General features: G+C 61.2%; 27 protein-coding genes. 19 read left to right on the top strand and 8 right to left on the bottom strand.

What is annotated here, in order from left to right; genetic code table 11:
- Together WB402_RS00525 and gatC are read right to left on the bottom strand one after the other, a co-directional pair.
- The coding region (locus WB402_RS00525; protein WP_424204707.1) for an amidase at positions 1–457 on the bottom strand (457 nt) is incomplete at its 3' end.
- Positions 458–492: 35 nt separating this feature from the next.
- Positions 493–780 (bottom strand): Asp-tRNA(Asn)/Glu-tRNA(Gln) amidotransferase subunit GatC, encoded by a 288-nt coding sequence (gene gatC / locus WB402_RS00530; protein WP_424204709.1) that lies wholly within the window; start codon positions 778–780, stop codon positions 493–495.
- Positions 781–1,102: 322 nt separating this feature from the next.
- On the opposite strand from gatC, the gene WB402_RS00535 reads away from it, so the two are divergent.
- The 12 genes from WB402_RS00535 to WB402_RS00590 all read left to right on the top strand — a co-directional run bounded on the left by WB402_RS00535 (position 1,103) and on the right by WB402_RS00590 (position 13,365).
- Positions 1,103–2,146, top strand: coding sequence for a rod shape-determining protein (locus WB402_RS00535; RefSeq protein WP_424204711.1), 1,044 nt, complete (start codon positions 1,103–1,105; stop codon positions 2,144–2,146).
- A 189-nt stretch (positions 2,147–2,335) separates the two neighbouring features.
- The gene (gene mreC, locus WB402_RS00540) at positions 2,336–3,193 is read left to right on the top strand and encodes a rod shape-determining protein MreC (protein WP_424204713.1); all 858 of its coding nucleotides are present in this window, start codon (positions 2,336–2,338) and stop codon (positions 3,191–3,193) included.
- Positions 3,190–3,681, top strand: coding sequence for a rod shape-determining protein MreD (gene mreD, locus WB402_RS00545; RefSeq protein WP_424204714.1), 492 nt, complete (start codon positions 3,190–3,192; stop codon positions 3,679–3,681). The genes mreC and mreD overlap by 4 nt, the downstream gene beginning before the upstream one ends.
- A gap of 36 nt (positions 3,682–3,717) precedes the next feature.
- A complete protein-coding gene (gene mrdA / locus WB402_RS00550) occupies positions 3,718–5,604 on the top strand; it encodes a penicillin-binding protein 2 (protein WP_424204716.1) in 1,887 nt (628 codons plus the stop codon).
- 42 nt (positions 5,605–5,646) lie between these two features.
- The gene (gene rodA, locus WB402_RS00555) at positions 5,647–6,723 is read left to right on the top strand and encodes a rod shape-determining protein RodA (protein ID WP_424204718.1); all 1,077 of its coding nucleotides are present in this window, start codon (positions 5,647–5,649) and stop codon (positions 6,721–6,723) included.
- The gene (gene mltB, locus WB402_RS00560) at positions 6,723–7,730 is read left to right on the top strand and encodes a lytic murein transglycosylase B (RefSeq protein ID WP_424204720.1); all 1,008 of its coding nucleotides are present in this window, start codon (positions 6,723–6,725) and stop codon (positions 7,728–7,730) included. Before rodA ends, mltB begins: the two co-directional genes overlap by 1 nt.
- Positions 7,727–8,611: a septal ring lytic transglycosylase RlpA family protein gene (locus WB402_RS00565; RefSeq protein WP_424204722.1), complete on the top strand. Its 885-nt coding sequence runs from the start codon at positions 7,727–7,729 to the stop codon at positions 8,609–8,611. The genes mltB and WB402_RS00565 overlap by 4 nt, the downstream gene beginning before the upstream one ends.
- 2 nt (positions 8,612–8,613) lie before the next feature.
- The gene (locus tag WB402_RS00570; RefSeq protein WP_424204724.1) at positions 8,614–9,777 is read left to right on the top strand and encodes a D-alanyl-D-alanine carboxypeptidase family protein; all 1,164 of its coding nucleotides are present in this window, start codon (positions 8,614–8,616) and stop codon (positions 9,775–9,777) included.
- A 64-nt stretch (positions 9,778–9,841) separates the two neighbouring features.
- Positions 9,842–10,714 (top strand): D-amino acid aminotransferase, encoded by an 873-nt coding sequence (locus tag WB402_RS00575; RefSeq protein ID WP_424204726.1) that lies wholly within the window; start codon positions 9,842–9,844, stop codon positions 10,712–10,714.
- Positions 10,714–11,400: a lipoyl(octanoyl) transferase LipB gene (gene lipB / locus WB402_RS00580; protein ID WP_424204728.1), complete on the top strand. Its 687-nt coding sequence runs from the start codon at positions 10,714–10,716 to the stop codon at positions 11,398–11,400. Before WB402_RS00575 ends, lipB begins: the two co-directional genes overlap by 1 nt.
- Before the next feature lie 98 nt (positions 11,401–11,498).
- Positions 11,499–12,431, top strand: coding sequence for a lipoyl synthase (lipA, locus tag WB402_RS00585; RefSeq protein WP_424204796.1), 933 nt, complete (start codon positions 11,499–11,501; stop codon positions 12,429–12,431).
- 115 nt (positions 12,432–12,546) lie between these two features.
- Positions 12,547–13,365 carry a YdcF family protein gene (locus WB402_RS00590; RefSeq protein WP_424204730.1) on the top strand — a complete coding sequence of 273 codons (819 nt, stop codon included), beginning with the start codon at positions 12,547–12,549 and terminating at the stop codon, positions 13,363–13,365.
- Between the two features lie 17 nt (positions 13,366–13,382).
- Here the strand turns inward: WB402_RS00590 and WB402_RS00595 are convergent, their stop codons facing one another.
- Positions 13,383–14,483 carry an HD domain-containing phosphohydrolase gene (locus WB402_RS00595; protein ID WP_424204732.1) on the bottom strand — a complete coding sequence of 367 codons (1,101 nt, stop codon included), beginning with the start codon at positions 14,481–14,483 and terminating at the stop codon, positions 13,383–13,385.
- Positions 14,484–14,747: 264 nt separating this feature from the next.
- Here WB402_RS00595 and WB402_RS00600 point away from each other — a divergent pair, with 264 nt between their 5' ends.
- Positions 14,748–15,245 (top strand): sulfurtransferase TusA family protein, encoded by a 498-nt coding sequence (locus WB402_RS00600; RefSeq protein WP_424204734.1) that lies wholly within the window; start codon positions 14,748–14,750, stop codon positions 15,243–15,245.
- 52 nt (positions 15,246–15,297) lie between these two features.
- Here WB402_RS00600 and WB402_RS00605 read toward each other — a convergent pair whose 3' ends face one another.
- Genes WB402_RS00605 through lexA form a run of 3 tightly spaced genes read right to left on the bottom strand, consistent with a single transcriptional unit; the run spans position 15,298 to position 18,205 of the window.
- Entirely contained in the window at positions 15,298–16,377 is a 1,080-nt protein-coding gene (locus tag WB402_RS00605) for a PA0069 family radical SAM protein (RefSeq protein ID WP_424204736.1), read from the bottom strand.
- Entirely contained in the window at positions 16,349–17,596 is a 1,248-nt protein-coding gene (locus WB402_RS00610; RefSeq protein WP_424204738.1) for a DNA polymerase Y family protein, read from the bottom strand. The genes WB402_RS00605 and WB402_RS00610 overlap by 29 nt, the downstream gene beginning before the upstream one ends.
- A 3-nt stretch (positions 17,597–17,599) precedes the next feature.
- Positions 17,600–18,205, bottom strand: a complete 606-nt coding sequence (gene lexA / locus WB402_RS00615; RefSeq protein WP_424204740.1) for a transcriptional repressor LexA — start codon at positions 18,203–18,205, stop codon at positions 17,600–17,602.
- Between the two features lie 181 nt (positions 18,206–18,386).
- Between lexA and WB402_RS00620 the strand changes: the two genes are divergently transcribed.
- The 3 genes from WB402_RS00620 to WB402_RS00630 are packed head-to-tail and all read left to right on the top strand — an operon-like array spanning position 18,387 to position 19,760.
- Complete coding sequence (locus WB402_RS00620; RefSeq protein ID WP_424204742.1) at positions 18,387–18,575, top strand: CPXCG motif-containing cysteine-rich protein; 189 nt, start codon at positions 18,387–18,389, stop codon at positions 18,573–18,575.
- On the top strand, positions 18,568–18,819 hold the full coding sequence (locus WB402_RS00625; RefSeq protein WP_424204744.1) for a Rho-binding antiterminator: 252 nt from the start codon (positions 18,568–18,570) through the stop codon (positions 18,817–18,819). Before WB402_RS00620 ends, WB402_RS00625 begins: the two co-directional genes overlap by 8 nt.
- Positions 18,816–19,760: an MBL fold metallo-hydrolase gene (locus WB402_RS00630; RefSeq protein WP_424204746.1), complete on the top strand. Its 945-nt coding sequence runs from the start codon at positions 18,816–18,818 to the stop codon at positions 19,758–19,760. Before WB402_RS00625 ends, WB402_RS00630 begins: the two co-directional genes overlap by 4 nt.
- Before the next feature lie 10 nt (positions 19,761–19,770).
- Here WB402_RS00630 and WB402_RS00635 read toward each other — a convergent pair whose 3' ends face one another.
- A complete protein-coding gene (locus WB402_RS00635) occupies positions 19,771–22,332 on the bottom strand; it encodes an EAL domain-containing protein (RefSeq protein WP_424204748.1) in 2,562 nt (853 codons plus the stop codon).
- Between the two features lie 315 nt (positions 22,333–22,647).
- On the opposite strand from WB402_RS00635, the gene WB402_RS00640 reads away from it, so the two are divergent.
- From WB402_RS00640 to WB402_RS00650, 3 genes are all read left to right on the top strand, one after another.
- Positions 22,648–22,896 (top strand): MoaD/ThiS family protein, encoded by a 249-nt coding sequence (locus tag WB402_RS00640; protein WP_424204749.1) that lies wholly within the window; start codon positions 22,648–22,650, stop codon positions 22,894–22,896.
- Between the two features lie 176 nt (positions 22,897–23,072).
- A complete protein-coding gene (locus WB402_RS00645) occupies positions 23,073–23,906 on the top strand; it encodes a SirB1 family protein (RefSeq protein WP_424204751.1) in 834 nt (277 codons plus the stop codon).
- A 12-nt stretch (positions 23,907–23,918) separates the two neighbouring features.
- On the top strand, positions 23,919–24,215 hold the full coding sequence (locus WB402_RS00650) for a GIY-YIG nuclease family protein (protein WP_424204753.1): 297 nt from the start codon (positions 23,919–23,921) through the stop codon (positions 24,213–24,215).
- 21 nt (positions 24,216–24,236) lie between these two features.
- Here the strand turns inward: WB402_RS00650 and trmB are convergent, their stop codons facing one another.
- Positions 24,237–24,929, bottom strand: a complete 693-nt coding sequence (gene trmB / locus WB402_RS00655; protein ID WP_424204755.1) for a tRNA (guanosine(46)-N7)-methyltransferase TrmB — start codon at positions 24,927–24,929, stop codon at positions 24,237–24,239.
- Between the last annotated feature and the right edge of the window lie 20 nt (positions 24,930–24,949).

Genomic DNA, 24,949 nt, shown 5'->3' on the forward strand with positions numbered 1-24,949 from the left:
CGCCAGAGCTGCCGCCGGGAACCATGGCGGTATTCCACGGGTTCTTCACGACACCATAATAGGAAGTCTCGTTCGATGACCCCATGGCGAATTCATCCATATTGGTCTTGCCAAGGCAAACCGCCCCGGCCTGGTTGAATTTATCGATGGTCGTGGCGTCGTAGGGGGCGATGAAATTCGACAAAATCTTCGAACCGCAGGTGGTCAGCCAGCCGTCGGCGCAGAAGATGTCCTTCTGGGCGATGGGGATGCCGGTCAGGGCGCCGGCCTCGCCTCGGGCGATCCGTTCATCGGCCGCCTTGGCCTGAGTCAGGGAACGCTCCGGCTGCACGGTAATAAAGGCATTCAGCTCGCGGTACTTGCCAATCCGCTCGAGCAAGCTCCGGGTCAGTTCAACGCTGGAGATTTCCTTGCGGCGCAGGGCGGCGGAGAGTTCGGCGACGGTTTTTTCAAACATGGCTGGTTTTTTCTTGAACGCCCGGGCGGAGGAAACTACTCTATAACCTTAGGAACGAGATACAGTCCAGCTTCGACGGCCGGCGCGATTTTCTGGAATTTTTCGCGCTGGTTGGTTTCCGCCACCGCATCCTCGCGCAACCGCAGACCCGCGTCGTTGGGATGGGCCATGGGCTCGACGCCCGAGGTATCCACGGCGTTCATCTGTTCGATCAGACCGAGGATGCGGGACAGCGTCTCGGCGTAGGCATCGGCCTCTTGCTCGGTGATGTGCAGTCGCGCAAGATGCGCAATCCTGCGTACCTGTTCACGGTCTAAAGACATGCGGTTTCATTCAAGGGATGGAATGGAGTCGCAAATTACCACATTCATCCCGCCGGTTGAACCGCCCGACTGCGGTTGATACAGTTAGCGAGATTATTGAGGCGGTACGCAAGAGCTTGAATGTGCCCGATCGGTCGGGGCTGTTCAGGCCTTGAAGCGAAGTCGTCTTGCCGCCTCAATAATCGAAAAGTCATATGATTTTTTTATTGACCCGGCACTTCTTAAGCCATCACCAAAACCACAAGGTGTCTGTGACGGTTTGCCTGTATTCAAGTACAATCGCGCCGGGTCAATAGGACGCCTTCAAGGATAGAATTCTTTCATGTTCAAAAGCTTTCGTGGTTTCTTCTCCAGCGATATCGCCATCGATCTGGGCACTGCCAACACTCTGATTTTTGTGCGCGACAAGGGCATCGTGCTGAACGAGCCTTCGGTCGTCGCCATACGTCAGGATTATGCCAGCCGCAACAATCGTTCCATCCTGGCCGTCGGTGTCGAGGCCAAGAAGATGCTCGGCCGCACGCCGGGATCGATCCAGGCAATACGGCCGATGAAGGAAGGCGTCATCGCCGACTTCACCGTCACCGGCGAGATGCTCAAGTATTTCATCCGCAAGGTGCACGAGAATCGTTTGTTCCAGCCGAGCCCGCGCATCGTGATCTGCGTGCCCTGCGGCTCGACGCAGGTGGAGCGGCGCGCGATCCGCGAGGCCGCGATGAGCACCGGCGCACGCGAGGTGTTTCTGATTGAAGAACCGATGGCCGCCGCGATCGGCGCCGATCTCCCGATCATGGAGGCGACCGGCTCGATGGTGCTCGACATCGGCGGCGGCACCAGCGAAGTCGGCGTGATCTCGCTCGGCGGCATCGTGTACTCGCATTCGCTGCGCGTCGCCGGCGACAAGATGGATGAAGCCATCGTGAACTACGTCCGCCGCAAATACGGCTTGCTGATCGGCGAGGCCAGCGCGGAAAACGTGAAAAAGGAAATCGGTACGGCGTGGGAAGGCAGCGAGGTCAGGCAAGTGGAGGTCAAGGGCCGGCACATCGCGGACGGCGTGCCGCGCGCACAATTGCTGAACAGCCAGGAAATCCACGCGGCGCTGTCGGAATGTCTTGCCGGCATCATCGGCGCCATCAAGATCGCACTCGAACAAACACCGCCGGAGCTCGGCGCCGACATCGCCGAAAAGGGACTCGTGGTCTCGGGCGGCGGCGCGCTGCTGCGCGACATCGACCGCATGCTCGCGGAGCAGACCGGGCTGCCGATCATCATCACCGAAGATCCCCTCACCTGCGTGGTGCGCGGCTGCGGGCGGGCGCTCATGGAGGCTGAAACGCTGGGCGATGTTTTTGTGTACGAGTAGTGGTGCATGGGTGAGCGGCGAAGCCGCGAACGGGCGCACACGCATGTGCGCCCTGGACTTTCGCCCGAAGCAGGAAAGCGAAGGGCGAAAGCACCGCTTACGGACCGAAGGACGTATTAGGTCGCTCTCGACATCCTGTCTCACGCGACACTGGCACATCCCTGTGCGCCCCCGCGGCGCGTGTGATTTATGATAAACGTCTTCGGCTGGCCTCTCCGGGCACCTTCCCATCTCACCCGGTTGATCCTGTTGTCTGCCCTGTCGGTGGCGCTGATGATTCTCGATCACCGCGGACATCACCTGGAAAAAATCCGCGCCGGTCTGAACGTGCTGGCCTACCCCGTCCTGCTGATCGCCGCCGTCCCGGCCTACGTGGGCGGGAGCATCAGCGATTTTTTCACTACCCGTGGCACCCTGCGCCAGGACAATGAAAAACTGCTCGCCGAACGGCAGGTGTTGAACGCCAAGGTGCAACAGTTCGATGCGCTGGAAGAGGAAAACGCCCGCCTGCGGCGCATGCTCGGCAGCGCCGCGCAGGTGGCCGACAAGGCGCTCGCGGCGGAACTGGTCGAGGTCAGCTCCGAACCGTTCACGCGCAAGATCGTGGTAGCCAAGGGCAGCCGCGATGGCGTGTACGTCGGGCAGTCGGTCATCGACGCGCACGGTATCATGGGGCAGGTCACGCAGGTCGCCAGTGAGGTCAGCCGCGTAACGCTGATCACGGACGCCGGTCATGCGATTCCCGTGCTCGACAACCGCAGCGGTCTGCGCATGCTGGTTTTCGGCACCGGCGATCCGGATGCCCTGAAGGTCCCCTACCTCACCTCCGCCTCCGACATCAAGGAAGGCGATCTGCTGGTCAGCTCCGGCATGGGTGGCACCTTCCCGCCAGGTTATCCCGTGGCGCAGGTGATCAAGATCGTCAACGATCCGAACGAAGCTTTTCTCGCCATCACCGCCAAGCCAGCGGCGCAACTCAATCACGGCAAACAGGTGATGCTCATCTGGCGCGGCGCGCCGCCCAAGAGCGGAGGCAACGCCAAATGAGACTGGGCCTGGACGCGCACCGCCGGCTCACACTGTTCGTCACGTGCGCCGTGGCCGTGATACTGGCGATCATGCCGTTTCCCACGTGGGCCGAACCGTTCCGGCCCGACTGGGTGGGGCTGGTACTCATCTACTGGTGCCTCGCCATGCCGGAACGCTTTTCGGTCGGTACCGGCTGGCTGCTCGGTTTTATCCAGGACGTGCTCTATGGCTCGCTGCTCGGCAGCAATGCCCTCGGCAAAACGCTGGTGGCGTTCCTGACCGTCCGCCTGCACCTGCAGCTGCGCATGTTCCCGCGCTGGCAGCAGGCGGTATCGATATTCGGCCTGCTTATCGCCAACCAGCTGCTGGTATTGTGGATACGTGGCGCGATCGGCCAGGCGCCGGAGACATTCATCTACTGGACGCCGAGCATCGTCGGTGCCCTGCTGTGGCCGTGGCTGTTCGTGATCCTGCGCGATCTGCGGCGACGCGGTAGCATCACCTAGTATCCCAGACAATTCGTTAGAGGTTCCTGGAGCTTCATGCTCAACATCCTGATCAAGGATCACTTCCGGGAAACCCGGCTGTATAACGCGCGGCTGTCGATAATCGGCGTCATCGTCGTCACGCTGATCTTCGCGCTGATCCTGCGTCTGGCCTACCTGCAGGTGTTCGCGCATCGCCACTACGAAACACTTTCGCAGGCCAACCGCATCAAGCCGATTCCGATCCAGCCTCCGCGTGGACTGATCCTTGATCGCAACGGGGTAATTCTGGCGCAGAACTATCCGGTGTACACGCTGGAGATCATCCCCGAGCAGGTCGACGACATGAACACGCTGCTCGAGGAACTGGGCCAGATCGTGAATCTGAACGAAGCAGACCTCAAGAATTTTCGCAAGCAGTTGCGCGAACGTCCGCGATTCGAAAATCTCGTGCTGCGTTCGCACCTCACCGAGGAGGAAGCGGCGCGGCTCGCGGTCAAGCGGACGTATTTCAGCGGCGTGGAACTCGAAGCACGTCTGCGGCGACACTACCCGCTCGCGGGCCTCGGGGTGCATTTTCTCGGTTACGTCGGACGCATCAACGAGCAGGAACAGGAGCAGATCGACAAGGCGGCCTATCGCGGCATGGAGTACATCGGAAAACTGGGACTCGAGGCGAGCTACGAAAAAACCCTGCTCGGCCAGGTCGGGTTCGAGAAGGTCGAGACCAACGCACACGGACGTTCGCTGCGCATCCTCGAGCGCATTGCGCCGGTGGCCGGCAAGAACCTCTACCTGAGCATCGATGCCAAGCTCCAGGCCCTGGCCGAGCAGACGCTGGGCAAGCGGCGCGGCGCCATCATCGCCATGGAACCCGCGACCGGCGCCATTCTCGCGTTTGTCAGCATGCCGACCTACGACCCCAATCCCTTCGTACAGGGCATCGACCCGGATTCCTACCAGGGCCTGCTCGACGATCCGGACAAGCCGCTGATCAACCGCGCGCTCAACGGCCAGTATGCGCCGGGCTCGACCATCAAGGCCTTTCTCGGGCTGGCGGCGCTGGAGCAGGACGGATTCGACCCCGACAGGCCGGTGGTCTGTCCCGGCTGGTTCACGCTGCCGGGAAGCTCGCACCAGTTCCGTGACTGGAAAAAGGGCGGTCACGGCGCGGTGAACCTGCACGATGCCGTGGTGCAGTCCTGCGACGTCTATTTCTACAAGCTGGCGGTGGCCATGAATATCGACGGCATGAAGAAATTCCTGGCGCCGTTCGGCTTCGGCAAGAAGACCGGCGTCGATCTGTTCAACGAATCCGAGGGCATCCTGCCCTCGCCGGAATGGAAGGCGGCGCGTAAACAGACGTGGTATCCGGGCGAGACCGTGATCACCGGCATCGGCCAGGGTTCGATCCTGGTGACACCGCTTCAGCTCGCCGACGCCATGTCGGGGCTGGCGAACCAGGGCGTGCGCATGAAGCCGCAACTGGTGCGCGCCATCGTGGACGCAAAGACCCAGGCCCGGCGCGAAACCGAACCCGTGGTCACGGCGCAGATACCGCTCAAGGACCGGCACAACCTCGAGATCCAGATCCAGAACCTGACCGACGTGGTGCACACCAACCGCGGAACCGCTTATGGCATCGGCTATAACTCGCCCTATAAAATCGCCGGCAAAACCGGCACCGCGCAAGTGAAAAGCGTCGCCCAGGGCCAGTCGTACAGCGAAAAGGCCACGCCCGAGCGTTACCGCGACCACGCCCTGTTCGTCTCCTTCGCACCGGTCGGCGATCCGAAAGTGGCGGTGTCGGTGATCGTGGAAAACGGCGGCCACGGCAGTTCCACCGCCGCGCCGATCGCGCGCAAGGTCATGGATTATCTGCTTCTCGGCAAAACCTCCGCGCCTCCGCTCGAAGCGAAGCCAGCGACGGAGAACGATGAATAAACCGGGACGTATAATTTAATCTGCGGTTAAATAGTCACTGACATGAATCTGGAACGACTCCATCTCGATAAGACCCTGCTCTATGCGCTGCTCGCCCTGGCCACCATCAGTCTGTTCGTGGTGTACAGCGCGAGCGCCCGGGACATGGACGCCACCCTGGGGCACCTGTTGCGGCTGCTCCTCGGCTTTACCGTGTTGCTCGTAGTGGCGCAGATACGCCCGGAGTTTTACGAACGCTGGTCGCCGTACATCTTCATCGCCGGCATGCTGCTGCTCATTGCCGTGCTGGCGCTGGGCGTGATCGGCAAGGGCGCGCAGCGCTGGCTGAGTCTCGGATTTCTGCGGTTCCAGCCGGCCGAGATCATGAAAATCTCGGTACCGATGATGCTCGCCTGGTATCTGGCGCGAAAAAATCTCCCTCCCAGCCTGCCGCGGCTCGGCATCGCGTTTCTCATGATGGCGGTCCCGGCGTTAATGATCATCAAGCAACCGGACCTCGGCACCGCGCTGCTCGTGTTCGGCGCCGGCGTCTTCGTGCTGTTCCTCAGTGGCATGCAGTGGCGCGTGATCCTGACCCTGCTCGCCATTGTCGCCGTGGCCGCGCCGTTCGCCTGGAATCATCTGCACGATTACCAGCGGCAACGCATTTTCACCCTGTTCGATCCGGAGGCCGACCCGCTCGGCACCGGCTATCACACCATCCAGTCCATGATCGCGGTGGGCTCGGGTGGCATCTACGGCAAGGGCTGGCTCAATTCGTCGCAGGCGCATCTCGATTACCTGCCGGAGTCGTCCACCGACTTCATCTTCGCCGTTTTCGCGGAGGAATTCGGGCTCATCGGCAGCCTGCTGCTGGTGGCAATCTACGTGTTCATCGTGGCGCGCGGAATGCTGATCGCGTATCTGGCGAAGGACAGCTACACGCGCCTGCTTGCCGGCAGTCTGAGCCTGACGTTCTTCCTCTATTTCTTCGTGAACATGGGCATGGTCACCGGCATCTTGCCGATCGTGGGTATACCGCTGCCGATGATGAGTTATGGCGGAACGTCGATCGTGACGGTCATGGCCGCGTTCGGCATTCTCATGAGCATCCATACCCACCGCAAGATCGCGGAATAATGTCCACACGTTTTATCAACCTGGGAGCGTTCTTGCTCGCCGGCCTGCTGGTCGCGGTCATTCCGCGCGCCCACGCCCTCAATGTCGACAAGTACCCGGCGCTGCAAAGCCTGATCGATGAAATGGCCGAGCAGTACGGTTACGCGCCGCAAAAACTGCGCAAGACGTTCCGCTGCGCGCGGATACGGCCCGAGATCATCGAGGCCATGGAGCGTCCCAAGGAATTGCTGCCGTGGTACGAATACAGCAAAATCTTTCTGACCGAGGAAAACGTGCAGCGCGGAGCCCAGTTCTGGAAGAAACACGCGGCGGCACTGGCGCGGGCAGGCGAGGAATACGGCGTGCCCCCGGAAACCGTCGTGGCCATCATTGGCGTGGAAACCCAGTTCGGACGCAACAAGGGAAATATCCCCATTCTCGACGCACTCACCACGCTGACGCTCGAATATCCGGCGCGCGCGGCATTCTTCCGCCGCGAGCTGACCGAGTTCCTGCTGCTCGCGCGCGAGCTCGACGTCGACGCCTGCGGCATCAAGGGCTCCTACGCCGGGGCCATGGGTTTGCCGCAGTTCATGCCCAGCAACTACCGCCGGTTCGCGGTGGACTTCGACGCCAACGGCACTCGCGACATCCTCGACGACCCCGAGGACGCCATCGGCAGCGTCGCGCTTTATCTCAAGCAGCATGGCTGGGAGGCCGGCGCGCCCGTGGCCGACGAAGCGAACCTGGAAGGCACGCGTTATTTCTGGGTCGAGAAATTCGGGATCAAGCCGACGCTGCCGCTGCGTCAGCTCGCCAGCTACGGGATCTTCCCGCGCCGGCACGAGAACGCCGAGAGGCGCGCCGCGCTGATCTCGCTCGAAGGCGAGTACGGACCTTTCTACCGTCTCGGGTATAACAACTTCTACGTCATCACACGCTATAATCACAACAAACGTTACGCCATGGCTGTGTACGAGCTGGGAGAAAGGATACGCCAACACATGGAGCCAAAGCCGTTGCCATGATGCCGCGCTGGATCTGGTTCGCGCCGCTGCTCGCGTTGTTGTCCGCATGCGGCACACTGTCGCGCAGCGGCGGCTATTTTGAGGACGATGGTCCCGAGACCAACCCGCCCGCGGACGTCGCCAATATTCCGGACGCGGTGCCCAAAACCGAACCCCGTTCCGCCACGGGCAATAAATCGTACGTGGTCTACGGCGTGACCTATTTGCCCCTGACGGACTCCCGCGGTTACCGCGAGCGCGGCATCGCCTCCTGGTACGGCAAGAAATTTCACAGCAAGCGCACCTCGAGCGGCGAGCCTTACGACATGTACGCCATGACGGCGGCACACAAGACCCTGCCCCTGCCCTCGTACGTGCGGGTGCGCAACCTGCAGAACGGCCGGTCCGTTGTCGTTCGCGTCAACGACCGCGGACCGTTCCTGCACAACCGCTTGATCGATCTGTCCTATGCCGCAGCCGCCCGGCTCGGCATTCTCGGCACCGGCACCGGCGTGGTGGAAGTCGAGGCCGTCAGCCCGGATGAGCCGGCGACACAGGTGGCGCAGGCCAAGACTTACCCGCTTCAAGTCATCGCGCCTGCCGTGGCTGCCGAGGAGTTGCCTTCTTCGGCGCCGGCGAACGCGACGAGTCCGAAACTGTATCTTCAGGTAGGGGCGTTCACGCAGTGGGACAACGCCGCCAATCTGCGCAACCGTCTCGAACGCGAGGCACTGCGTCCGATTTCCATCCAGCCGTCACAGGCGGCCAAGGGGAACGGGCCGGAAGCCACGCGCGTCTACCGCGTGCGTGTCGGGCCGCTGACCAATGTGGAGGAAGGTGACCGGCTGACGGAGCGCGCAGCGCAACTCGGCGTGCCCGATGCCCGGATCGTGGTCGAGTGATCGTGACCCGGGGATCGCTCCGCCGAATACCGCTGCGAATATTTTCCGGCCTGCTGTTCGCCGCGCTGCTCGACAGCCAAGCGCTTGCGGCGGCGCCACCCGAGGTTCCACCACCGTATATCGCTGCTCCCGCCTGGGTGCTCATGGATCACGACAGCGGACAGGTGTTGGCGGAACACAACGCCGACAAATCGCTCCCGCCCGCGAGTCTCACCAAGCTGATGACTGCCTACGTGCTGTTCGGGAAACTGAAATCCGGAAACCTGAAACTCGATGACCGTATCGACATCAGCCAGCAGGCCTGGAACGCCAAAGGCGCGCGCCTGTTCCTGCGACCGGGATCCAGTGTCCGCGCCGAGGACCTGCTCAAGGGGCTCATCGTGCTTTCCGCCAACGACGCTGCCATCGCCCTGGCGGAACGGGTGGCGGGCAGCGAAATCAATTTCGTGGCCGAAATGAATGCCGTGGCACACAGGATCGGCCTCGACCATACCGTTTTCATGAATGCCACGGGTCATGATGAAAAAGGTCACGCCGCCACGGCACGCGATCTCGCGCGGCTGGCGGCGGCGTTGATCCGGGAATTTCCGGAATATTACCGCTGGTTTTCGCTGAAGGAATTCAGCGACGGCAGGATTACCCAGTATAATCACAACGCGCTGCTGTGGCGGGATCTAACCGTCGATGGCGTGAAAACCGGGCAGTCGCATTCCGCGGGTTTCTGTCTCATTGCTTCGGCGCACCGCGACGGCATGCGTCTCATCGCCGTGGTGCTCGGCGCCCAGGATGAAAATGCGCGCGTGGAAGACGGGCAACGCCTGCTTGAACACGGATTCCGCCGTTTCGAGACGCGCCTGCTTTATGCGGCGGATATCCCCGCCGTCCGTCCGCGGATATGGATGGGCGATCAGTCCACGATCCCGCTCGGTGTGGGCCGGAATCTGTACCTGACGCTTCCTCGCGGCTGGCATGAAAAACTGCACGCACGAGTGACAGTCAGGGAGTCGCTGAACGCCCCCGTCCAGCGAGGTCAGGCCGTGGGTACGATTGCGCTCGATCTTGACCGGGAGCCGCTCGCGGAATTTCCCTTGGTGGCGCTCAAGCAGGTCGGGGAAGGCAATCTGTTTCAGCGTACTATCGACAAGATTCAACTCTGGTTACAGTAACGGTTTGAATACAACACGAGGATAGCTGCAGGGATTCTGCCGGTTTTCCATTGCTTATTTTTTTATGATGCCAACCATTTCACAGGTGTATCTCGACGGGAAATTTCTCCCGCCCGAACAGGCCAGGGTATCCGTTTTCGATCGCGGTTTTATTTTCGGCGATGGCGTCTACGAGGTCATCCCGGTTTTCGGCGGACGTCTGTTCCGCCTGCCGCATCATCTCGCGCGACTGGATGCGAGCCTGGCCGCCATCCGCCTGCGCAATCCACACACAACCGAGGAATGGAAAACCATTTTCACACGCTTGATGGCGGAGCATGGAACCAGCGATCAGTCGATCTACCTGCAAATCACCCGCGGGGTGGCGCCGCGCGATCATGCGTTCCCGCCGTATCCCGTCCCCACGGTTTTTGCATACGCCCAGCCGCTCAAATATCCACCGGCGGAACAGCTGACGCAGGGCGTGACGGCAGTCACGACCACGGATATCCGCTGGCAGCGCTGCGATATCAAGGCCATCGCGCTGCTGGCCAACGCGCTGCTGCGCCAACAGGCCATCGAGCAGGGCGCGGTCGAGGCCATCCTGGTGCGCGACGGTGTGGTCACGGAAGGCGCGGCCAGCAACATTTTTGTCGTCAAAAACGGCCGTCTCATCACGCCGCCGAAGGGGCCTTTCATTCTGCCGGGGATCACGCGCGATCTGGTGGTCGAGATCGCGCGCACCAAGGGCGTCCCCTGCGATGAGCTGCCGGTGAAAATTGAAACGCTGTCCTCCGCCGACGAAGTATGGCTGACGAGCTCGACCAAGGAGATCCTGCCGATCACGCGCATTGACGGTCGTCCGGTGGGCACGGGCAAACCGGGATCGATGCACGCGCGGATGTTCGCCCTGTACAAGGAATACAAACAGGCCTTTATCCAGGGCAAGGTGGAGTGATGCCTCCGGTGCCCGATACCACGCCGGGCGATGAAGTGGTGCTGCGCTGGCCCGGGCGCGTGGATTATTCCACGGCGTTTCGCGGCATGCAGGATTTCACCGATGCGCGCACGCCGGAAACGCCGGATGAAATCTGGCTGCTCGAACACCCACCGGTCTTCACCATGGGGCTCAAGGGACGCGGGGGCGCGCGCACGCACATACACGGCATTCCCGTGGTTTACAGCGATCGTGGCGGCGACATGACCTATCACGGGCCGGGTCAGCTCGTGGCCTACATCCTCATGGATCTGCGCCGCCGCGGCTGGGGCGCGAAACGTCTCGTCAACGCGATGGAACAGTCGGTCATCAATCTGCTGGCAGCCTCGCAGATCCAGGCCGCGCGGCGCGCGGGAGCGCCCGGCGTATACGTCGCCGGAGCCAAAATCGCCTCGCTGGGCTTGCGCGTGCGTCGGGGCGCGAGCTATCACGGCATCGCGCTCAACCTGGGCCTGGACCTGACGCCTTTCTCCTATATCGATCCCTGTGGCTATCCGGCACAGCCGGTCACACGTCTGATAGACCTTGGCATCCGCCGGGACATGGCCCTGGCCGGGCAGGACTGGCTTGAGCAGCTGCTCAGCGAGCTGGGTTATACTGGCTTCATTACCCCATCAGAAAGCCGTCTCCCCGGTCTAGTAGAATGACAAGCCGAACGGAGCGAAGCGAAGTAGGGCTACATTTCTGACCAGACGAGCGAAGCAGGACTACATTTTTGAACAACATGAATGACGACAAACCCCGCATGACCGCCGCCATCGACCAGAAGGGCGCGGCCAAGGTGGCGCGCATACCCATCAAGGTCGTCGAACAGACACCAACGCGCAAGCCGTCGTGGATTCGCGCGAAAAGTCCGACGCACCCGGAAGTCGGGCGGCTGAAAAATCTGCTGCGCGCGCATGCGCTGCACACGGTATGCGAAGAGGCCTCGTGCCCGAATCTCGGCGAGTGTTTCAGCCACGGCACCGCCACGTTCATGATCATGGGCCGGCTGTGCACGCGCCGCTGCCCGTTCTGTGACGTCGCGCACGGCCGGCCGTTGCCGCTCGACGCCGACGAGCCGGAAAATCTCGCGCGCGCCATTGCCGCCATGAAGCTGAAATTCGTGGTGATCACCTCGGTGGATCGCGACGACCTGCGCGACGGTGGCGCGGCGCATTTCACGGCCTGCATCGGCGCGGTGCGCCGGCACACGCCCGCCACCTCGGTGGAAATCCTGGTGCCGGATTTTCGTGGACGCCTGGACGCGGCGCTTGAAATACTGGGCGAAGCACTGCCCGACATTTTCAATCACAATCTCGAAACCGTGCCGCGCCTGTACCAGGCCGCGCGCCCGGGCGCCGATTATCAACATTCACTGAAACTGCTGCGGAGCTTCAACGAGCGTCATCCCGGCGTCCCGACCAAGTCCGGCCTGATGGTCGGGCTCGGGGAAACGAACGAGGAAATCACGGAAGTCATGCGCGACCTGCGCGCGCACGGCTGCGAACTGCTCACCATCGGCCAGTACCTGCAGCCGAGCCGGCACCACCTGCCGGTGCTGCGCTTCGTGACGCCGGAGGAATTCGAACAGTTCGCGCGCGCCGCCCGGGAAATGGGTTTCCGCAATGTCGCGAGCGGTCCCATGGTGCGATCTTCCTATCACGCCGAACAGCAGGCTGCCGGTCTTTCCCCCTGACGAACGAAAATGAAGCCCTACTCCGCATCGCTCGTCCGGTCATTCATGACCGAAACCTCGCTGCCTTCGACTTGTTATTGATAAACGTAACCCAGCGTCGTGCGTCTTGTCGTTCATGGTAGAAATTGCCCCCAAAATCCAGGCGCTGTTACTACTGCCTCCGGGTGTGATTATTGTCTTGGCGCTGCTGGGATTTCTCATCCAGATACGCTGGATGCTCGCGGGGAGCCTGATTGTTGCGCTAAGCCTGACGGCGCTGCTGATACTGAGCCTGCCACTCACTGGCTACGAGCTGATGCGAGGTATCGAGACGCGGTTCCCGCCGTTGCGGCTCACCACTGCCGCCGACGCCGGACCGCCGCCGGGGGCTATCGTCATTCTGGGGGGCGGCCGTTACACCGATGCCGTGGAATTTGGCGAAGGTGACAGCGTGAACCGGCATACGCTGGAGCGCCTGCGCTATGGCGCGCACTTGCACCGCCTCACTGGGCTGCCGATTCTGGTGAGCGGCGGCGTACCCTACGGCGAACATGTCGCGGAAGCGGTACTCATGCAGACAGCGCTGGCACGCGATTTCCAGGTGGAAACCAGATGGGTCGAAGACAAATCGGCCAACACCTATGAAAACGCCAAATATTCCAAAGCGCTCCTGGTGGCGGCCGGAATACACCGCGTCTATCTCGTCACCCATGCCGCACACATGCCGCGCGCGGTATGGGTATTCGAGAACCTCGGCGTCGACACCATTCCCGCACCCATGGGATTCACCACTCTCAACAAGGCAGAACGCAAAACGCTGGGATATTTCCCTTCCGCCCATGGCCTGCAGCTGAGCAGCAGCGCGCTGCGCGAACGCCTGGGGCTAATGTGGTACAGGCAAAAATACGACAAGCCGGAACCGGCGGCGGGTGCTTTGCCTGCACCGGCACATTAGGCCTTTCGAAGGTAGTTCTAGGCCGCCCCGCGGCGAAGCGGGTGCATGTCGGAAACAGGCACGGCGGGCTCGTCGGCAAATTTCTTCTGGATGTCCAGAATGGTGTCGATGTGCCGCAGCATGACGTCGATGCAATCGGGATCGAAATGCCGGCCGCGCTCGTGACGCAGATGTTCCAGGGCATCCTTGAAATTCCACGCCTGCTTGTACGGACGCACGGATAGCAAGGCATCCAGTTCGTCCGCCACGGCGACGATCCGCCCCACCACCGGAATTTTCTCGCCCGTCAGTCCCAGAGGGTAACCCTGACCGTTGTATTTCTCGTGATGCGAGTGGGCAATGTCCGCGCCCATGCGCAGCAGCGATGAGCTCGAATCCTTGAGCACATCGTAACCGATGGTGGTATGCGTCTTCATGACCTCCCATTCCTCGGGAGTGAGCTTGCCGGGCTTGAGCAGGACCTTGTCAGGTATCCCGACCTTGCCGATGTCGTGCATGGGCGCCGCCAGGTAAATCATGTCGCAAAACTGGGCGTCGTGGCCAAGTTCCTGCGCGATCAGGCGCGAGATGTGCGCCACGCGATGCATGTGGTTGCCCGTCTCCTCGTCACGCGAGGTGCTGATCTGGGAGAGCTTGTAGATGATCTGTTCGTGCTCGCGCTCGAGCGCCTGACGCGCCAGAAGTTCCACGTCGTGCGCCAATCGCTCCACCCGGTCGAGCGGGCTGATGAGGCTCATGCGCAGCGTCAGCAGATTGCCGAGGCGCGCGCGGAACTCCTCCGGATCGACCGGCCGTGTCAGAAAATCATTGGCCCCGTTCGCCAACGCGCGTTGCCGGATGTCGCTTTCGCTGGAACCGGTGACCATGATCATGGGGATACCCTTGAATCGGGGCAGCTTGCGAACTTCCATGAGGAACTCGATGCCGTCCATGCCCGGCATGTTGTAATCCACCACGCAAATGTCAGGTTCGTTGGCGCGGCACCAGGCCAGCGCTTGTTCACCCGCGCTGAAACACAGCGTGGCGATGGTTTCCATCCCCGGCAATCCCTTGAGCATCCGTTGCAGTATTTCCAGATTCTCCTTGCTGTCGTCCAATAGGAGAACAGTCGGATTCATGCAGGCACCCCGTTGGCTTGTTATGCGTACAGATGCTTCAAGTTCCATGCCAGTGCGGAAGCCTGGTCATCGCAATAACCGTATACACGGCCATTTTTGTCAGTCCTGTCCGCTCCAATGGCATCGTAAGTCCCATTAGCCTGCCGACCCGGTACGAGGAAACCCTGGAAATGCCTCAAAAAAACGCTTTCACGGCCCTGGCATGCACCTTGCAGATATGAACGACCAGGGAAAGTCTCCAAGGACATTACAGAGGAAAAAGCCATGACCGCGAACACCAATATCCACGCCATGCCCGACATCAAGCCGCAGGCCACGCTCGATCTGAACGGGCTGGCCTCCCCCGGACCCTTGCCGTCGCTGCGCCGGGCACTGCGCACCGTGGAGGAAGGACAAGTTCTCCTGCTCATTAGCGATTACCCGGGCATTGAAAACGATCTCCACGTCTGGGCAAAACAGACGAACAACCAGCTCCTGTTCATCGACCGGACACGTCCCAAGGGCTTCGGCTTCTTTATTCTGAAAGGCGACCTCTGGCCGGTGGAAAGGTCGGTGGACGTTGTTGGAAGTCATTGCCCCACGCCGGTACTGGAAGCGAGCAAGACCCTGGTCCAAATCCGTGCCGGCCAGAATATCAAGCTGATCAGCGACTGCCGGGCAGCGCCGCTCGAGGTCAATACCTGGATCAAGACCACGGGCCACAAACTGCTCGCCATGACCGAAGATTCACGCGGCGTGTACCGTTTCTATATCAAGAAATAATAGCTCCTGCTTCAAAAAAAAGAGCCGGCAAAATGCCGGCTCTTTTTTGACGTCAGAATAACGCAAGCTGGGGGCTGTTCGCGGGTGGACGAAAACGCGCATGGTCCAGTGAACACTCATCTTGATTGAAGCCGAGACGCCGACAGGCCACGGCAAAACGATTTTCGATGAGATCGGCGACAACACCCGTGCCACGCATGCGCGCGCCGAAGCGGGGATCGTTGTCACGCCCGCCGCGTGCTCCCCGTACCAGACTCATGACGTGTTCCGCCCTGAGCGGCTCATACCGAGCCAGCCATTCGCGGAACAAATCCTTGACCTCGTGCGGCAGGCGCAATAATACATACCCCGCCCAAAGGGCGCCGGCGGCGCGCGCCTGCTCCAGAATATTTTCGATGTCTTTATCGTTCAGTGCCGGTATGACTGGCGCGACCATCACTCCGACCGGGATTCCAGCCGCAGCCAGCCGCTGCAGGGTTTCGAGCCGCCGCGCGGGCGCGGCGGCGCGCGGCTCCAGACGGCGTGCCAGCGTCCGGTCGAGCGTGGTGATGGAGACGAAGGCATGCACCAGACCTTTGTGCGCCATCGGTGCCAGCAGGTCAAGATCGCGCTCGATCAGCGCCGACTTGGTGACGATGGACAGCGGGTGCTCGCATTCGGACAACACTTCGACGATCTGGCGCATGATGCGGTAACGCCGTTCGATTGGCTGATAGGGATCGGTATTGGTGCCGAGCGCCAGGGTTTGGCACTCATAACCGGGCCTGGCCAACTCGGCGCGCAGCCGTTCCGCGGCGTTGGTTTTGGCGAACAACTTGGCCTCAAAATCGAGCCCGGGCGAGAGCCCGAGGTAGGCATGGCTGGGGCGGGCGTAGCAGTAGACACAGCCATGTTCACAGCCTCGATAGGGATTGATGGACTGGTCGAAGGGAATATCGGGCGAATCGTTGTGCGCGATGATCGTGCGGCACTGCTCGATACGCACCGTGGTCCGGAGCGGCGCGATCTCCTCTTCTGTCGTCCAACCATCGTCGTACGGATCACGGTTCAGCCGCTCGAACCGGCCCTCGGGATTCGATACGGCACCGCGGCCCTTCGCGGACTTATTCCGGGATGTGCTGCCGGTGTCCATCCGGGCGCCAGGCGGGGGCGATGACGTTAGGCATGGTGGAACGTTCGAGCAAAGTGGCCGGGGCGACGGTGAACTCGCCGTAACGCGCGTTGATGCGGTCGATGGTGCTGAAACGGTTGAGTGCGCGCGTATCGGCGTCGGAAAAAAGCTCGAGTTGGCCGGAAGTGGAACGCAGATGCAGCGCCGTCACCTGGACGTGGGTCACGGCCGCGCCGTGCCAGCGGTGCCTGAGAAATTTCTGCGTCAGTTCGAACAGGTGCCGGCCATCGGGTGGCCCGTACGGCAGGGTAAATAGTTGCGCAATATCCTCACCCGGCGCCTCGAGCCGCAGGCCGAGATACAACCGGCCCGCCTGCATGTCGTAGCGACGCAGGCGCGCGGCCACTTTCTCGCACATGTGCCGCAGGTAGATCTCGATGACGCGCGCCGAGGCCGTGTGCGGCGGCAATACCTTGCCGTGGCCGACAGACTGGGGTGGCGCGACATCGGGTGCCACCGGCTCCGTATCCTTCCCCTGACACGCCAGCCACAGATATTTTCCGGTCACGCCGTAACGACGCGCGAGCACGGTCATGGGCAGGCGCGCAACGTCGCCGCAGGTGCGCGCGCCGTACAACGACAGAAATTCGGCGATGTTCGGGCCGAGACCACATACTTTTTTCATCGGGACTTCGGCCAGACGCTCACGCGCCTCCCACGGCGGAATCATGGTCAGGCCGTTGGGCTTCTTCATGTCCGAGGCGATCTTGGCGGTGGATTTGGTTCCGGCCACGCCGATGGAACAGGGCAGTCCGCCGCTGATCTCGTGGACACGTTGTCGCGTGAGATACGCGATATGCTCGGGGCTGCCGTGCAGGCGCTGACAGTGCGTGACGTCGATGAACGCCTCGTCCACGCTGAACACTTCCACGTCGGGGCTGATGTCCTGGAGCGCGTGCATGATGCGCGTGGAAATCCCGGCATAAACCTTCGGCCGTGCCGGACGCTGGATCAGGCCGGGGCACAGCCGACGCGCGTCGTACACGCGCATGCCGGTTTTCACGCCCCAGGCACGCGCTTCATGCGAACAGGTAATCAACGTGGTGCCGACCTCGCCGTTGGTGACGCCGATGGGTTTGCCACGCAGTTCCGGAAAATCGCGCTGCTCGACCGACGCGAAGAAGGCATTCATGTCGATGTGAAGGATGGCCCGCGGCCAGTAACAGGTAAACGGAACCATGGTTCATCGGTAAGAGCGAAACTGACCTACTACGATTCCTTGAATGCGCACACGTGCCGCGGGGTAACGCATGGGCGGCATCTGGCCGTTCGCCGGTCGCAGGGTCACGCTGCCGTCGCGGTTCTTCTGCAGGCGCTTGAGCGTGGCTTCGATACCGTCGATGAGCGCCACGACGATTTCGCCGTTTTCCGCCGTCTCGCGCTTTTCCACGATCACCATGTCGCCGTCGAGAATGCCGTCCTCGATCATGGAATCGCCCTGCACCCGCAACACGAAGCGGTCGCGGTTGACGAAGAATTCGGACAGATCGATTTCATCTTCGCCAGGAATGGCCTCGATCGGCCGTCCGGCGGCAATGCGCCCGAGCAGGGGCAGCGTCAACGGCCGCATCACGGCCGTCCGGCCCTTGGACAGACGGATACCGCGCGCGCGGTCCGGCTCGATATGGATGAGCCCTTCATCCTCCAGCGCGCGCAGGTGGCGGTGCACGACGCCGCGCGAGGCGATGCCGAGATGCTCGGCGATCTCCCGCAGCTTGGGCGCATAGCCGTGGCGCGCGGTGTAGGCGCGGACGAAGTCATACACCTGGCGGGAACGGTCGGTCGTCATAAAGAAAGCCCTACTCGCTTGTGCTCGTTCGTCTTGCCATATAACAGGAAGCCCTACTTCGTTCGTCCTGTCATAAGATGTTCTCATTTTGTTCTCATCCAGCATAAGCCCTCCACCGGCCCGAAGCAAGCGGGCGCGGGGACCTGCCCGGGGGCCGGGCAAACACTGATAAACTCGTGCGGTGAACAATCAGCAAAGCGTGCAATGCCCGTACTGCGGCGAGACGTTCGAGACCGAAATCGATGTCTCGGGTGGCAGCCAGGAATACATCGAGGACTGCTATATCTGCTGCCGCCCGATCGTGTTCCGGATCGAGGTCGGCGCGGACGGCGAACTGACGGGCCTGGAGACACAACGCGACAATGACTGAGCCCGGCGATCAAGACCCATACGCGCCCATCGCCTGCGCGCGCTACTCGGAATACGAGACCGCCATTATGCACCGGCAGAAACTGCACCTGCGCTGGCACGACGCCAACGTGCACTACGATCAGGTGGTATTGCCGCTCGATCTCAAAACGGTCAATCATGAAGAATTTCTCGTCTGCCGCACGGCATCGGGCGAAGCCCAAACCATCCGCCTCGACCACATCCAGCGCATGGAGCCGGCTTGATCGCGCGCTTCGTCATTGTCCTGCTGAGCGTCATGTGGATGCCCGCCATCGCCGTCGCCGATTGCGGCACAGTGGAGGTCGCAGTCCAGGTGCTGGGCTCGGGCGGCCCGGAACTGGCGGACAAGCGCGCCTCGAGCAGCTACCTCGTCTGGATCGGCGGCAAACCGCGCGTGCTGGTCGACATCGGCGGCGGCGCGGCGCTGCGCTTCGGCGAATCCGGAGCCACTGTTTCCGATCTCGACGTGATCCTGCTCACCCATCTGCATGTCGACCATACCGCCGACCTGCCGGCACTGATCAAGGCGTCTTTCTTCGAGGATCGCGCCAGGCCGTTGCCGGTCTACGGTCCCGCGGGCAACAAGTTCATGCCCTCAACCGTGGCGTTTGTACGCACCTTGTTTGACAGCACGCGCGGCGCTTACCGATACTTGGGCGATTTCCTAAGCCCGATGAGCCGCAACACCTACAAGCTGCAGCCCCAGGATGTCGGCGAATTACACGATAAAATCCGCGTGCCGCGCAAGACGGGCGAAAAAATCTGGGCCGTATTTTCCAACGACCGTCTGCGGATCTCGGCCACCGCCGTGGAACATGGATCGGTACCGGCGCTCGCCTGGCGCATCGAAGCCGGTGGCAAAAGCATTGTCTTCAGTGGTGACACGAACGGCCAGGGCGATCATCTGCAACAGCTCGCCCGGCAGGCCAACCTTCTGCTTGCCCACAACGCGGTGCCTGAGGGCGCCGGCGGCGTCGAGCGCCGCCTGCATATGCCGCCGTCAGTCATCGGTCGCATCGCCCATGATGCCGGCGTAAAACAGCTGGTACTGTCGCACCGCATGCGCCGCACGCTGGGGCGTGAAACCGAAACGCTGGAATCGATCAAAAAGCACTACATGGGGCCCGTGGCGTTCGCCAACGATCTCGATTGTTTCACGCCCTAACCAGGCGTTTTCAGGCGTGGCCGATGGCGTCCGGACGGCGCAGGTCGATCGTCGGCAAGTCACTCGACGGCGGTGAAATATAGTAGCCCTGCACGTAATCAACACCGGAGTCCTGCAACATCTTCAAGACGCCGGCGCTCTCGACGAATTCAGCGACGGTGCGCTTGCCGAAAGAGTGCGCGATATCGTTGATCGAGGCGACAATCGCGCGGTCGGCGGGATTGGTGCCCATGCCCTGCACGAACTGGCCGTCGATCTTCACGAAATCCACCGGCAGGTGCTTGAGGTGGAAGAAGGAGCTGAATCCGCTGCCGAAATCGTCGAGCGCGAAGCGGCAGCCGAAACCGCGCAATTCATTGATCAATCTCTTGGCCGCGTCGATGTTGGCGATGGCGCTGGCCTCGGTGATCTCGAACACCAGGGAACCGGCCGCGAGTTGATACTTCTCGAGCAGGCTGCGCAACAGCGGTGCCAGGTTTTCAGCGTCCAGCGAATGTCCGGAGATGTTGATGGTGAAGGTCGCGCCGCCGCCGAGCTTGTTCAGTTCCGAAAGCTTTTTCACGGCATGCGTCAGCACCCAGGTGTCGATCTGATGCATGAGACCGAACCGCTCCGCGGTCGGCAAAAACGCGCCCGGATAGACGATCTCGCCGCGCGGGTTCACCAGCCGGACCAGCACTTCGTAGTGCGGCGCGGCATGCGGGGAAGTCCGCGACATCTGCCGCCAGAGATTGCCAGTCTGGTCCGTGACATCCCCCCTGTCCAGACCGGCAAGCGCCAGGATCGGCTGATAGTGCAGGACGAAGTTGTCGTCACGCAGGGCTTCCTGCAGTCGCACCGACCAGCCGAGCTCGAGGTTCATCGCTACTTTCTGGTCGTTCTCCGCGCAGTACAGGTGCGTCTGGTTTCGGCCCTTCCCCTTGGCGATGTAACAGGCGATGTCGGCGTTGGCCAGGGCATCACCGGGTGAGGGTGTGTTCCTGTCGATCAGCGCCACCCCGACGCTGCCATTGACCTTGTAGTTGCGGTTGCCGTACATGAAGGTGTACTGGTCGAGAATCTCGCGGAAGCTCTCCGCGGTGGCAAAAATCCTTTCCCGGTCCACGTTGTGCATCAGGATGGCGAACTCGTCACCACCGAGGCGCGCAAGCATGTCGCAATCGCGTATGCGCGATTGCAGCTGCTGGCTGATCTCCACGAGCAGCCGGTCTCCGGCCGCGTGTCCGGCGGTGTCGTTGATATACTTAAAACGGTCGAGGTCGAGATAGACGAGCGTGCTCACCTCCTCGCTGCGTTTCAACCGGCTGACCTCGCTTTCCAGCTGCTTCTCGAAACAGCTGCGATTGTACAGCTTGGTCAGCGGGTCGTGGTTGGCTTGCCACAGCAGCTCACGCTCAAGGATGCGTCGCTCGGTGATATCGCGGAACGCCACTACCGAACCCTCGAGCTGCCCCTTGATCTGCATCGGATACACCGTGCATTCCACCGGGATCGGCATGCCGGACTTGTGCCAGAACACCGTGGACCAGGCGCGCAGTTCATTACCGGCACTGTAGGCCTGCTGCAGCAGACAGTCCTCCGGAGGATTGGCGGTCCTGTCTTCATGTGTGTGATGAAACAACTTGTGCGCCGAGCGACCGATGAGATGGTCTTGGTCGCCATAGCCCAGAATGTTGCGTGCGGCGGGATTGATGAAAGTAACCTGCCCGGAGCGGTTGACGCCGTAGACCCCGTCGCCCACGGAACCCAGGATGCCCGCCAGCCGCTGATGTTCCGCCGCCATCCGCTTGCGCACACTCACCGCCCGGCTCATGGCGGCAAGGCGCGCCAGAAACAGGGCGCTGGCTTCGTTCTTGAACATGCACTCCATGGCCCCAGCATCGAGCGAGTCCCGAATCACTTCCTCCCGATAACTGCCGGTGATAATGGCGATGGTGATATCCGCCGTCAGGGGATGCTCGCGCAATTGCCGGCACAGGTCGTCACCTTTCCTGTCGGGCAGAGAGTAATCGGCGATGGCAATATCGTACGGATGCTGTTTCGCCTTCTCCATAGCCTCGGCGGCGGACGCGGCCGTGTCGACTTCATAACCGTGCTGCATCATCAGCCGTTTGAATGAGGCCCGCACCGTGGGCGAGTCATCTACAAACAGCACACGAATATGCTGTTTATCGGATACCAGTTGCTCGCGCTTCGCGGAGGCAGTCAGCAGCTTCGACAGACAATCGACGCAATCGGCATGGTCGTCCCATAACAGCAACGCCGTGCGTGCGCGTCGGGTCGTCCAGTCGAGCAGGGAAGCATCGGTGACGTGTGTCAGCACGAGCACGGGGAGATCGCGGCAATCCGGCAGACGCAGGCGCATCAGTAGTTCGTTGGCGTGCCGGTTGGGTTCAACAGAATGACCGAAAATCACCGCCGCGTACCGGCGCACGGCATTCCGGTCTTTCAGCTGCTCCAGGCCTTCTTCGTAGGTGTTCGCCGTGGTGACGGCATGCCCGCTCGCCTTCAGCAGCCGATGCACGGCGTGCTGTAACGTCGCGGACATCTCGATGATCAGAACAGGGTGCACTTCATTCTTACCTCGGAACTTCCCTGTCCTGATTGAAAAACGAATCGCCCGGCCGCTTGAATGCCGCCAGGTGCCCCACAACATGCCGCGGGATTCGCCGTCTTGTCAGAGATTTCGGCGCCGTCCCGGTAGTTTTTGATTATAATTGCTTGATTAGGCGTGCATTTTATGTGCCAAACCGCAGGTCCTTGTTTCAAGCTGAAAAATTCCGCGGACTGCCGGTAAAAATTGCCGTATCGCGACACTATTTGGCGGAAATTCTGACAAAATTGCGGCACAACAAACGCTGAACTGATGCGGTCCTGAAACATCTCCATGGCAAAAATTCTTTACTTCGCTAATCTCGTGGACAAACTCGGATCTTCCTCCGAGGAGGTAAGCCTGCCCGCATCGGTTACTGACGTGCGTGCGCTGCTCGCCTGGCTGCGTACACGCGAGGGGAACTGGGAAACGGCGCTAACGGAACCCATGGTACGAGTAACCGTCAATCGCCAGTTCGCCGCGCCGGAAACCTCGATAGACAATAGCGCGGAAATTGCAATCGTCCCGGCGCGTCCCGGATAAACGTTTCCGTCACCCCGCTATTTCAGTTTCACTCCAGAAAACACATTCAACTATATGAATGGTTGTGCGTTTCACCACCGGCCAGTGCGCCGTTTACTATTGCATGTGTCTGCTACTCTTAGCATTAGTGTCAAAACAATCACGCCGTCACGGAACGGCCGATAATGGAATCACGAATGCACGAACGTCTGGCCAAACTCGCCAAAACCTCCGAACAGGAGATGAACCTGGCGGAAGCAGCCCTGCTTATTGCCATGGATGAATACCCCGGGCTGGACGTGGACGCCTACCTGCGGCAAATCGATGAACTGGCCACGAGCGTGCAGCAGCGGCTGCCCGCGCAGGCCGGCCTCGAGGATACCCTGGTGACCCTCAATCAGTTCCTGTTCGTGGAACAGGGCTTCTCCGGGGATACCGACGATTACGACGATCCGCGCAACAGCTTTCTCAACGAAGTACTTGACCGCAAGCGTGGTATCCCGATCACGCTCTCCATCATTTACATGGAAGTCGGCCGGCGCCTGGGCTTGCCGCTCAAGGGCGTGTCTTTCCCTGGACATTTTCTGGTCAAGTTTTCCACCCGTGAAGGCGAGGTGGTGCTGGACCCATTCTCCGGCGGCAGCCTGATGAGTAAGGAAGACCTGGTGGAAATGCTCGAGGAAACCTACGGAGCATCGACCGACAGTACGAGCGCACCGCTTGAGCGTCTGCTCACCGCGGCCGGCAAGAAAGAAATTCTGGTGCGCATGCTGCGCAACCTCAAAGGCGCGTATTTGCGGCGTGAGCGATACGAAAAGGCACTCACTGTCATCGACCGGATTCTATTGATTCAGCCCGATCAACCGGACGAGATCCGCGATCGCGGCCGCATCTACGAGCACCTGGAATGCTTCCGCGCGGCGCTGGAGGACTATCAATCCTACCTCATGCTGCGACCCGGCGCCGGCGATGCGCCCGACGCGCATCGACGCATCGCCGAACTCAAGCAAATCGTCGCCAACCTAAACTGATTGCCACGCCTCATGGATGACCGACCCGAACCTGCCCGGGATGGCGCTGCCGCTGCGGAACCGCCCTGGTTTGTCTATATCCTGGAATGCCGCGACGGCTCGTTCTACACCGGCACCACCAACAATCTCGAGCGCCGCCAGCATCAACACAACGACGGTACGGCCTCGCGCTACACCCGCAGCCGCCGTCCGGTCATTCTTCGCTACCAGGAACTCTGCGGCAGCCGATCCCAGGCGCTGATCCGCGAATGCTCGCTGCGACTGCTCTCACGCAAGGAAAAAGAGGAGCTCGTCAAGCGCGGGCGGTAAGCACGCCGGGATCGAATTCCGCTAACTTGCTCGCTGAAACACCAGATCCCAGATCTGGTTACCCAGTTCGCGTCCACGCTGCTCAAAACGTGTCTGTCCCCGTGACGCAATCATCGTCGTGAATTGATCCCGTCCGCTCACCTCGACCAACCCCGGCGTGCGCGACAGGACTGACGCCATGTGTTCGGCGTAATCCCTACAATCAGTGGCAAGATGGATATAGCCGCCCGTTACGAGCTTGCACGTCACCAGCGCGGCAAAATCGGGCTGTACCAGGCGACGCTTGTGGTGCCGCCGCTTCGGCCAGGGGTCGGGGAAAAAAAGACGCACGCCGGAAAGCGATTCCTCCGGAATTTGCGCGACCAGAACTTCCTTGGCGTCGGCGAGCATCACCCGCAGGTTGTTTAAATCCGATGACTCGATCTTGCGCAGCAGATTGCCGATACCGGGGCGATGTACCTCAATACCAATATAATTATGTTCCGGATGCGCCGCTGCCTCGGCAACCAGCGCATCGCCGTTGCCAAAACCGATCTCGAGTATCACCGGCGCGTGGCGGTCAAAAATAACAGCGAAGTCGAGCAGCGCTTCACTCATCTCAAAACCGTAGCGCGGCCACAAATCTTTAAGCGCACGCTGTTGCGCCGGCGTGATGCGTCCTTCGCGACGCACGAAACTGCGGATGGAACGGTGCGGTTTAACAACTTCGGTCATAAGACTGTTCACTGCAAAGA

This window comes from Sulfuricaulis sp. (assembly GCF_049587675.1).
Classification (GTDB): domain Bacteria; phylum Pseudomonadota; class Gammaproteobacteria; order Acidiferrobacterales; family Sulfurifustaceae; genus Sulfuricaulis.